10 protein-coding genes, 1 tRNA gene and 1 pseudogene are annotated in these 8993 nt (G+C 60.6%); 11 read left to right on the forward strand and 1 reads right to left on the reverse strand.

The window, feature by feature from the left end; genetic code table 11:
* Positions 1 to 30: 30 nt before the first annotated feature.
* Genes ACFQ3C_RS17915 through ACFQ3C_RS17925 form a run of 3 tightly spaced genes read left to right on the forward strand, consistent with a single transcriptional unit; the run spans position 31 to position 4311 of the window.
* Positions 31 to 1065 carry a cysteine synthase A gene (locus tag ACFQ3C_RS17915; RefSeq protein WP_380794774.1) on the forward strand — a complete coding sequence of 345 codons (1035 nt, stop codon included), beginning with the start codon at positions 31 to 33 and terminating at the stop codon, positions 1063 to 1065.
* On the forward strand, positions 1062 to 3581 hold the full coding sequence (locus tag ACFQ3C_RS17920) for a DUF3772 domain-containing protein (protein WP_380794776.1): 2520 nt from the start codon (positions 1062 to 1064) through the stop codon (positions 3579 to 3581). Before ACFQ3C_RS17915 ends, ACFQ3C_RS17920 begins: the two co-directional genes overlap by 4 nt.
* A 1-nt stretch (position 3582) precedes the next feature.
* Complete coding sequence (locus ACFQ3C_RS17925; protein ID WP_380794779.1) at positions 3583 to 4311, forward strand: alanyl-tRNA editing protein; 729 nt, start codon at positions 3583 to 3585, stop codon at positions 4309 to 4311.
* A 29-nt stretch (positions 4312 to 4340) separates the two neighbouring features.
* Here the strand turns inward: ACFQ3C_RS17925 and ACFQ3C_RS17930 are convergent, their stop codons facing one another.
* Positions 4341 to 5675, reverse strand: coding sequence for an AI-2E family transporter (locus ACFQ3C_RS17930; RefSeq protein WP_380794781.1), 1335 nt, complete (start codon positions 5673 to 5675; stop codon positions 4341 to 4343).
* A gap of 131 nt (positions 5676 to 5806) precedes the next feature.
* Here ACFQ3C_RS17930 and ACFQ3C_RS17935 point away from each other — a divergent pair.
* From ACFQ3C_RS17935 to ACFQ3C_RS17970, 8 genes and pseudogenes are all read left to right on the forward strand, one after another.
* A tRNA-Ser gene (locus ACFQ3C_RS17935) sits at positions 5807 to 5896 on the forward strand.
* Positions 5897 to 6401: 505 nt separating this feature from the next.
* The gene (locus ACFQ3C_RS17940; protein WP_380794784.1) at positions 6402 to 6554 is read left to right on the forward strand and encodes a hypothetical protein; all 153 of its coding nucleotides are present in this window, start codon (positions 6402 to 6404) and stop codon (positions 6552 to 6554) included.
* Positions 6547 to 6801 carry a hypothetical protein gene (locus ACFQ3C_RS17945; protein ID WP_380794787.1) on the forward strand — a complete coding sequence of 85 codons (255 nt, stop codon included), beginning with the start codon at positions 6547 to 6549 and terminating at the stop codon, positions 6799 to 6801. The genes ACFQ3C_RS17940 and ACFQ3C_RS17945 overlap by 8 nt, the downstream gene beginning before the upstream one ends.
* 24 nt (positions 6802 to 6825) lie before the next feature.
* On the forward strand, positions 6826 to 7104 hold the full coding sequence (locus tag ACFQ3C_RS17950; protein ID WP_380794790.1) for a CopG family ribbon-helix-helix protein: 279 nt from the start codon (positions 6826 to 6828) through the stop codon (positions 7102 to 7104).
* 26 nt (positions 7105 to 7130) lie between these two features.
* Complete coding sequence (locus ACFQ3C_RS17955; RefSeq protein ID WP_380794813.1) at positions 7131 to 7271, forward strand: hypothetical protein; 141 nt, start codon at positions 7131 to 7133, stop codon at positions 7269 to 7271.
* A 242-nt stretch (positions 7272 to 7513) separates the two neighbouring features.
* Positions 7514 to 8008 carry a hypothetical protein gene (locus ACFQ3C_RS17960; RefSeq protein WP_380794793.1) on the forward strand — a complete coding sequence of 165 codons (495 nt, stop codon included), beginning with the start codon at positions 7514 to 7516 and terminating at the stop codon, positions 8006 to 8008.
* Between the two features lie 214 nt (positions 8009 to 8222).
* Positions 8223 to 8363, forward strand: a pseudogene (locus tag ACFQ3C_RS17965) (alpha-ketoglutarate-dependent dioxygenase AlkB); the annotation flags it as partial.
* 82 nt (positions 8364 to 8445) lie between these two features.
* Complete coding sequence (locus ACFQ3C_RS17970) at positions 8446 to 8769, forward strand: DUF2189 domain-containing protein (protein WP_380794795.1); 324 nt, start codon at positions 8446 to 8448, stop codon at positions 8767 to 8769.
* Positions 8770 to 8993: the final 224 nt, after the last annotated feature.

Genomic DNA, 8993 nt, shown 5'->3' on the forward strand with positions numbered 1-8993 from the left:
ATCGACGACACGGCAAGCGGGAGACTGGGGATGCGGGTAGCACATGATCTGGCCGAGGCAGTGGGCAAAACGCCCCTGATCCGGCTGAAAGCCGCGAGCGAAGCCACCGGATGCGAGATCCTGGGCAAGGCAGAGTTCATGAATCCCGGCCAGTCGGTCAAGGACCGCGCCGCGCTGTTCATCATCCGCGATGCCGTCGCACGCGGCCTGCTGAAGCCGGGCGGCACGATTGTCGAGGGGACGGCGGGCAATACCGGTATCGGCCTTGCGCTGGTCGGCGCCTCGATGGGCTTCAAGACCGTGATCGTCATCCCCGAGACCCAGAGCCAGGAAAAGAAGGACATGATCCGTCTTGCCGGCGCGCAACTGGTCGAGGTGCCGGCGGCGCCCTACAAGAACCCCAACAACTATGTGCGCTATTCCGGGCGGCTGGCCGAAGCGCTGGCCAAGACCGATCCGAACGGCGTGATCTGGGCCAACCAGTTCGACAATGTGGCCAACCGGCAGGCGCATATCGAAACCACCGGACCCGAGGTCTGGGAACAGACCGACGGCAAGGTCGATGGTTTCATCTGCGCGGTCGGGTCGGGTGGCACGCTGGCGGGTGTGGGCATGGCCCTGCAACCAAAGGGCGTCAAGATCGGGCTGGCCGATCCGGACGGCGCGGCACTGCATGCCTATTACACCACGGGCGAGCTGAAGGCCGAGGGGTCGTCGATCACCGAAGGGATCGGGCAGGGGCGCATCACCGCCAACCTGGAAGGGTTCACCCCCGATTTCAGCTATAACATCCCCGATGCCGAGGCCCTGCCGATCGTGTTCGACCTGCTGGCCCATGAAGGTCTGTGCCTTGGCGGATCCTCGGGCGTGAACATCGCCGGTGCGATCCGCATGGCCCGTGAAATGGGCCCCGGCCACAGGATCGTGACGATCCTGTGCGACTATGGCACGCGTTATCAGTCCAAGCTGTTCAACCCCGGTTTCCTGCGTGAAAAGGGATTGCCCGAACCCGACTGGCTGACAGGGAGCGGACGCGCGATCCCGTCCGTCTTCGCGGACACATGATCCGGTTTCAAGCGGTCCTGTCGCGCCTTGCCATGCGGCTTGCCGCCCTGGCGGCGCTTGTCATTCTGGCTGCGGTGCTTGGTCTTGCGCTGCCGCACGCGGCGGCACAGGCCCAGCAAACGGCGCAAACCGCCAGCGAGGATGCGGCAAGCGGGCCTGACTATCCAACCTGGCAGGATACGGCCAGCCGCGCCGAAGATGCGATCGAGGCCGGTCGTGCCTCGAATGTGGCGCTTGAGGATCTGCGCGCCGAGGTCGTCTCCTGGCGCGAGGCGTTCCTGGCGGCGCAATCAGCAAACAGCAACCGGATCGGGACGATCCGAACCCAGATCGAGGCCCTGGGCGTTGTGCCCGAAGGGGCGACCGAACCCGAAGAGATCGCCGCGCGCCGCAAGGAACTGACCGAGCAGCTGACACGGTTGCAGGCGCCTGTTCTGGCCGCGGAAGAGGCATTTACCCGCGCCAACGGCATCATCTCGGAGATTGACCGGATCATCCGCGAACGGCAGACCGACGCGCTTCTGACGTTGGGTCCCAGCCCGTTGAATCCGGTTCTCTGGCCGCAGGGCCTGCAATCGATCCTGCACACGCTGCGTGAACTGGGCGCCGAGGCTTCGGATGCATGGGCGACCCCCTCGCAGCGCGAGGCGACGCTGAAGGATCTTCCGGTGACGCTTGTGCTGACGGTCCTTGGACTGGTGCTGGTGCTGCGCGGACGTCGCTGGGCAACCCGGTTGGGGGCGCGGTTCTATGATCGGCTGCAACGCGGTCGGGACGTATGGGGCTTTCTGGTGTCTCTGACCCAGGTGGTGATCCCGATGCTTGGCATCTACGTGCTGACCGAGGCGCTGTTCGCAACCGGGCTGGTCGGTATTCGCGGGGCGCAGATCGTCAGTGTCCTGCCGGTATGGGCCGCGATCTTGCTGGGTGCGCGTTGGCTGGTCGGGCGACTGTTCCCCAGCCGCCTGTCCGAGCCCCCGCTGGATGTAAAAGCCGAACGCCGGGCCGAGGCGCGTCACTACGGCACTGCGCTTGCCTTTCTTGTCGTGACCCATGAAGCGATCAACCTGCTGGTCCAGGTCGGTGACATTTCGGAAGAAAGCGCCGTTGTGCTGGCGTTTCCTTTCCTGATGCTGACGGCGCTGGTGCTGTTCCGGCTGGGTCAGTTCATGACGGGCCAGATGGCCTTGCAGGAGTCCGAAGCAGACGCAACCAGCTATCGCAACCGCCTTGTGCGCCTGTTGTCGCAAGGCGCAAAGGTCGTGGCTGTTGCGGCCACCCTGGCGGCGGCGGTCGGATATTCGGCGGCGGCTGATGCGCTGCTTTATCCCTATGTGTTGTCCCTGGCGCTGCTGAGTGTCGTTCTGATCCTGCAAAAACTGGTCAGCGACACCTATGCGCTGATCACCCATGCCCCGGACGAACAGACCGATGCGCTGATCCCGGTGTTGATCGGCTTTATGCTGACGATCCTGTCGATGCCTGTGCTGGCCCTGATCTGGGGCGCGCGCATTGCCGATCTGACAGAGCTTTGGGCCCGCTTCCGCGAAGGGTTCTCCTTGGGTGGGACGCGCATCTCGCCGACCGATTTCATGGCCTTCGTGCTGATCTTTGCGCTGGGTTATGCTTTGACGCGCACACTGCAGGGGGCGCTGCGGACCTCGGTGCTGCCCAAGACCAAGATTGATCCGGGTGGGCAGAACGCCATCGTGGTGGGGCTTGGCTATGTCGGTATCTTCATCGCGGCGCTGGTGGCGATAACCGGGGCGGGGATCGACCTGTCCTCCATCGCCATCGTGGCCGGTGCGCTGTCCGTAGGGATCGGTTTCGGTCTGCAGAACATCGTGTCCAACTTCGTCTCGGGGATCATCCTGCTGATCGAACGCCCCATTTCCGAGGGTGACTGGATCGAGGTGGGGGGGCAGCAAGGCTATGTGCGCGACATCTCTGTCCGCTCTACCCGGATCGAGACCTTCGACCGCACCGATGTGATCGTGCCAAACGCCGATCTGGTCAGCGGGACGGTCACGAATTTCACGCGCGGCAACACGCTGGGCCGGGTGATCGTGCCGGTTGGCGTGGCCTATGGCACCGATACCCGCAAGGTCGAAGCCGTGCTGCGCGAGATTGCCGAGGCGCATCCGTTGGTGCTGGCGCAGCCTGCGCCCGGCGTCATCTTTCAGGGTTTCGGCGCGGATTCGATGGATTTCGAGATCCGCGCGATCCTGCGGGACGTGAACTGGATGATGGCGGTCAAATCCGAGATGAACCACCAGATTGCCAAGCGCTTTGCCGAGGAGGGGATCGAGATTCCCTTTGCCCAACGCGATGTCTGGATCCGCAATCCCGAAGTGCTGCGCGCCGATGCCCAGCCTGCCACAAAGGCACCGCAAGCCGCTGTGACGCCAGCGCAGGGTGCGGCGACCGACCGAAAGATTACGCCACCCTCCGACACGATACGCGATGTCGATATGGGAGATGCCGGAGACGACTCCGGCGGCGAAGGAGACCGATGACATGACGGATATGCTGTTCCGCACCGATGCCTATCTGAGGCAATCCGAAGCAAAGGTTCTGGCCCATACGCCCGAAGGGGGGCTGATCCTTGATCGCAGCATCTTCTATCCCCACGGCGGCGGGCAGCCCGGCGACAGCGGCCGGGTGACATGGGAGCGTGGCGACATCGTGATTGCCGATGCCCGCAAGGCCGAAGGGGGGCACATCATGCTGCTGCCCGAGGCGCGCGAGCACAAGCTGCCCTTGCCCCCGGTCGGCGCGTCGATCCAGCAGACGCTGGATTGGGACCGGCGTCATCGGCATATGCGCGTACATACGGCGCTGCATCTTCTGTCCGTGATCGTGCCGCTGCCCGTGACCGGCGGTTCCATCGGCGCGGACAAGGGGCGGCTTGATTTCGACATGCCCGATGCGCCCGACGATCGTGACGATCTGGCCGCAGAGCTGAACGAGCTGATCGCCCGCGATCTGCCGGTCACCGAGGACTGGATCACCGACGAGGAGCTTGAGGCGAGTCCCGGTCTGGTCAAGACGCTGTCGGTGATGCCACCCATGGGTACGGGCCGGATCAGGCTGGTGCGGATCGGGCAGGGGGCGGATCAGGTCGATCTGCAACCCTGTGGCGGCACCCATGTTGCCCGCACCGGCGAGATCGGCCGCGTCAGCTTGGGCAAGTTCGAAAAGAAAGGCCGCCAGAACCGCCGCATCACCCTGCTGCTCGAGGACTGACGCCCGATCCGACGCCGTGGCGCCGGGGCTCATTCCCCGGGCGCTGCGGCCTTGTTGGTATCATGCAGGTCCTTCTGCCGGGTGCTGTCCGCCCCCCTGGCGCCAGGCAGCCGTGGCAGGTCCCTTTCCGTGTCCGGCAAGCCTTCGCGCGACAGCAGCACGGCCAGGCCGCGCAATTCGGGAATATGGCTGCAGATGATCATCAGCGCCACCATGATCGGCACCGACAGGAACATCCCCGGGATACCCCAGACCGCCGCCCAGAAAGCCAGGTTGATGATGATCCCGAAGGACGACAGGCGCAGCGCATGCCCCATCAGCATCGGGTCGATGACATTCCCGTTCAGGAACTGGATCGAGGTCACGATCAGAAAGATCGCCAGGGTCATGGACGGATCTTCCAGCTGCACAAAGGCAATCAGCGCTACAACGATCGTGGACACGATCGACCCGATATTGGGGATGTAGTTCAGCACGAAGGTCAGAATGCCCATCGCCACCGCCAGTTCCAGCGCGAAGAGCTTGCACACGCCAAAGACCATCAGCCCCGTCACGATGCTGACGGCGGTCTTGACCAGCAGGTAATAGTTCACGCGGTGAATGATCGACCCGATGATGCGGCTGACATGTTTCGCCTGTGTTTCATCGCGAAAGAAATTCGTCAGCTTGGTGTCGAACCAGATCCGTTCCGCGAACAGAAAGCCCACGAACAGGATCACCAGAACGGTGGCTTGCAGCAGATTGCCCGCCTGCGCCGCTATCTGACGCAGGTAGCCCGAGATTTCGGAGGTGCGGAAGGTGCTCAGGATCGAGGCTTCGATATCATCGCCCAACCAGGAAAAAAGCGCAGCGACCGCGAAGGGCGCCCGCTCGGTATAGGCCAGCGCGGTGGACAGCACCGTGTTCACCTGGCTCAGGATGATCGAGGTCAGCGACAGCAGCACGGCCGAGATCAGCATCAGCGCCGCGATGCTGGCCAGCCAGTTCGGGATGCGGAATGGCCCCACCTGCAGGCGCGCGATGAAGTTGATCGCATCCGAGGTCAGGCTGAACAGCACGATCGCGGTGGCCAGCGACACCAGCAGGAACTGCGCCTGCACAAGCAGGAACAGGACCACCGCGAAGGCGATGATGATCAGGGCGATGGTCTGGATGCGGGAGTATTGCCCGGCATCGCTGCGCCGCGCCGTTGCTTCATGCAGCGCCTGCGATCCGTTGTCCCCTTCGGTGGAAGGGGCAAGCTGCGTAACCTGGGGCGGCGGCAAATTGGTCATGCGGGCATTGGCCTTGTCGTGGTGAAGATCCTTGAGCGGGCCAAGCCAGACAGACGCATGGCCCACGGGTCCGGCCCAACTATGTTGCATCTTCCGGCAAGACTCAATGTTCACGCCATGGGCTGTCAAATTTTGTTTGACCATAGCCTGAATTCTGTCCCCCAGCCTGCCATTCCGGGTCTTGCATTCGCCTGACATGTGAGGATAGAAGGCCACGTAACGGAGAGGTGGCCGAGTGGTCGAAGGCGCACGCCTGGAAAGTGTGTAGGCGGGAGACCGTCTCCAGGGTTCGAATCCCTGTCTCTCCGCCACTTATCCTTCTGAAACTGATCTACCTATCCGGCTGCGGCTGGAGTTTTCCGTTATACTCAGGGGTTGTGCGGGAGAGGCTGAGCGCCGGCCGGTGGGGACTAATGCTCAGAAGCGGTCTGTCTGGGCCGGTATTCTCCGGACCTCATGACTCCGCTGATTTGGAGTTCATGTTATAAGTCTCTGATACTAAATGGTTTACCTAAAGTGCGGCTAAGCACTTCGACTTCGGTCACTACAGCATTAAAGCGACCCGGTTCGAACCTCGCCAGTTGTGACGATGTCAAAATATGAGCGGAATTCGACGTTGTGGTCAGGTCGCTCGCAAGATCCGCAAAGTAGCGAGAACGACAGCGCCCCACCTACCTTTTTGTTCAGTTTCTCCAGTCGCTTGCATTCAGGTTTCTTGGAAACAAAACTGAATTCTGGCAAGCTTTATGCATAGGATGGCCCAAAGCAAATTTGTTATGCCAAGGCCACGTCGGGAGGTGGTCACCTTCTTGGTTGATGTTGGACCTGACGCTTGACCTGCCCAATCTTGCGGCCGACGATATTTTAGTGGGAATGCAAGAACCTGCGTTCGGACGCTTGTCTCCTGTGTGCAATGAAACCGGTGCGCCGAACTTCGACGGTTATAGGGAAATGAAACGAATTGGATGAACTAGTCGAATTCAATAATTCATTGATTGAGGAAGTCGCCGCAGAAGCATCAGCAAGTGGCATTTCACGGGCTGACGCCTTTTTCAAGCGTATGGCGGCCCTCCTGGAAGCAGAAGGTGAAATTGCGACCGCTGACCGAGTTACGTTTCTCGCCAGCAGTCAGGGCAGGACCGTAAGGCTCGACGGGATTGGCGGAGAACCTGACCAGATAAGCTCTGATAATGCTTTCCCTCTACAGGTATTATAAAGTGATACCCATAGAGTAAAAGCTATGCCAACACCTGTTGCCGTCAAACTGGACGAAGACGGCCACAGCCGCATGAAAGTTCTTGCTGAAGCGCGGGACAGATCCCCGCATTGGATGATGCGCGAAGCGATTGCCCAATACGTCGAGCGTGAAGAAAAGCGTGAAGCGTTCCGCCAGGACGGCATTCGTGCCTGGAACGCCTATCAGGAGACCGGGCTGCACGTGACACATGCCGAGGCTGACGCTTGGCTGGCCCAGCTCGCCGCAGGCCACGATCAGAAGCCGCCTGAGTGCCACAACTGATCTGGTCGCCCGAGGCGCTGGCAGATGTGCAGCGCCTCTACCGTTTTCTTGTTGAGAAGAACCCTGATGCTGCCAGACGTGCGGCCAGCGCGATCCGTGATCGGCGGAGCATTTTCAGGGAACGTAGAAGAACAGCATGGTGTCCTGAGCGTGGAGGGCTCGTTTGAATTCTACTTGAGGGACGAGTTTGCCGACCCCGCCGACATAGGCATTGAGGTGATCGATCCAGGAGAGACCATCTTTGAGAACATCCACAGACCCCTCAACAACTATCTCAGGGGACGCACCGGCCTTGCGCCGCGTGGGCCTCAACGGCTTGGGGTTCAAACCGGTGAACTTTATTCGATAACTGACGATTGGTCAGGGACGCTGAGCGGGGAAATCTACTTGGATCCTGCGCGAAGTGCCTATGGATAGTTTCCGCTCCCTTTTGGTAATCGGAACGCTCTCTGCGGTTCTTGCACTAGGGTTCTTCTGGGGAGTTCCGACGCGCTGCGTGCAGCTTCCCAATGGCTTGAACATCGGCAAACAAGCTCTGATTGATCTGAACCGACCATATTTCAGACCAGATATCGTTCCCAAGTTTGACAACGGTCGATCGCTGTTACCCGGAGACGCCTGGCCGTTCTACGCCACAGAAACAACAGTTCACGGGCTCGCGCTAGAAGCAGATCCTGAAGATGATTTCTGGTTTGCATGGCGCGAAGACACAGGTTTGGTTCTCAAAGCTGAAGATCCTGCGCTTTACGAAAAACTCGTTTCAGAAGCTGGTGCACCGATGGGAAACAAGGGCATCAATGTCGTAGGTTCTCATATGGTCATGATGGAGCTGAAAAGACGACCTGAATATACCGATCAAACCTGTCGGAATCGGTGGCTCGTAGTTGGCACAGGGGACCTTTAGTTTGCGGTCAACCCAACTCTCATTTCGTCAGGATGAATGGCCGGACGGGTTAACCTACATAGAAAACTACATCCTAAAGGATGAGGCCGACAGGCTCGTCCAGGAGATCGACGCAGCCCCCTGGCGCACCGATCTGAAACGGCGGGTCCAGCATTATGGCTATCGCTACGACTACAAAGCGCGGCAGGCCCGGCGGGAAGATTATCTTGGGCCATTGCCTGAGCTGTACCAGCAGTTGGCGGAACGGTTGATCTCTGAAGGTCATTTCCAAGCAATTCCAGACCAGGTCATCGTGAACGAATTTCAGCCCGGACAGGGCATCTCTGCCCATATCGACTGCCAACCCTGCTTTGGAGAGACAATCGCCTCCCTGAGCCTTCTCTCAGCCTGTGTGATGCGGTTTGGGGCCCGAGCAACCGGGCTCGCTGTCCAGTTTCGTGCAGGAAGTTCTGTACACCAGTGCCGGTTGGACGATGATCGTGACTGGCGTCGCGGTAGGGTTCTGCTTTGCCCTGATTGCTCTGGCCACCAGCGTTGTCAGCTTCCCACTGCTGCTGCATCGGAATGTCGGCGTTCCAAGGGCGGTCCACACGTCCTATCAGGTATTCCGCAAAAACCCGAAGGTCGTCTCCACGTGGGGGGTAGTGATAGCCATGCTCCTACTCATCGGGTCGATCCCTGCACTAATTGGCCTGATCATCGTTTTGCCGCTTCTCGGCCATGCCACATGGCACTTCTACAAGCGTGCCGTCCGGTTCTGATATGTGCTGCCGCGCCTGCACGACCGACAAATCATAACTGTCCGTCGCCAAAGCCCAGAAGCAAGATTGTCGGCCCGGAGCCGCGCATTTACGCGCGCTACGTCCTGCCTGGAACAAAGGTCGCATAGCGTTCGAAGAACGGCCTCGGCCGATTGTGTGTCAGGCGACCTCGATCAGCGGATCGCGGCCGTCCCAGGTGCCAGTATGCCGGAGGAGCCGCGTGC

The sequence above is a fragment of the Seohaeicola saemankumensis genome (genome assembly GCF_042678485.1).
Taxonomy (GTDB): domain Bacteria; phylum Pseudomonadota; class Alphaproteobacteria; order Rhodobacterales; family Rhodobacteraceae; genus Seohaeicola; species Seohaeicola saemankumensis.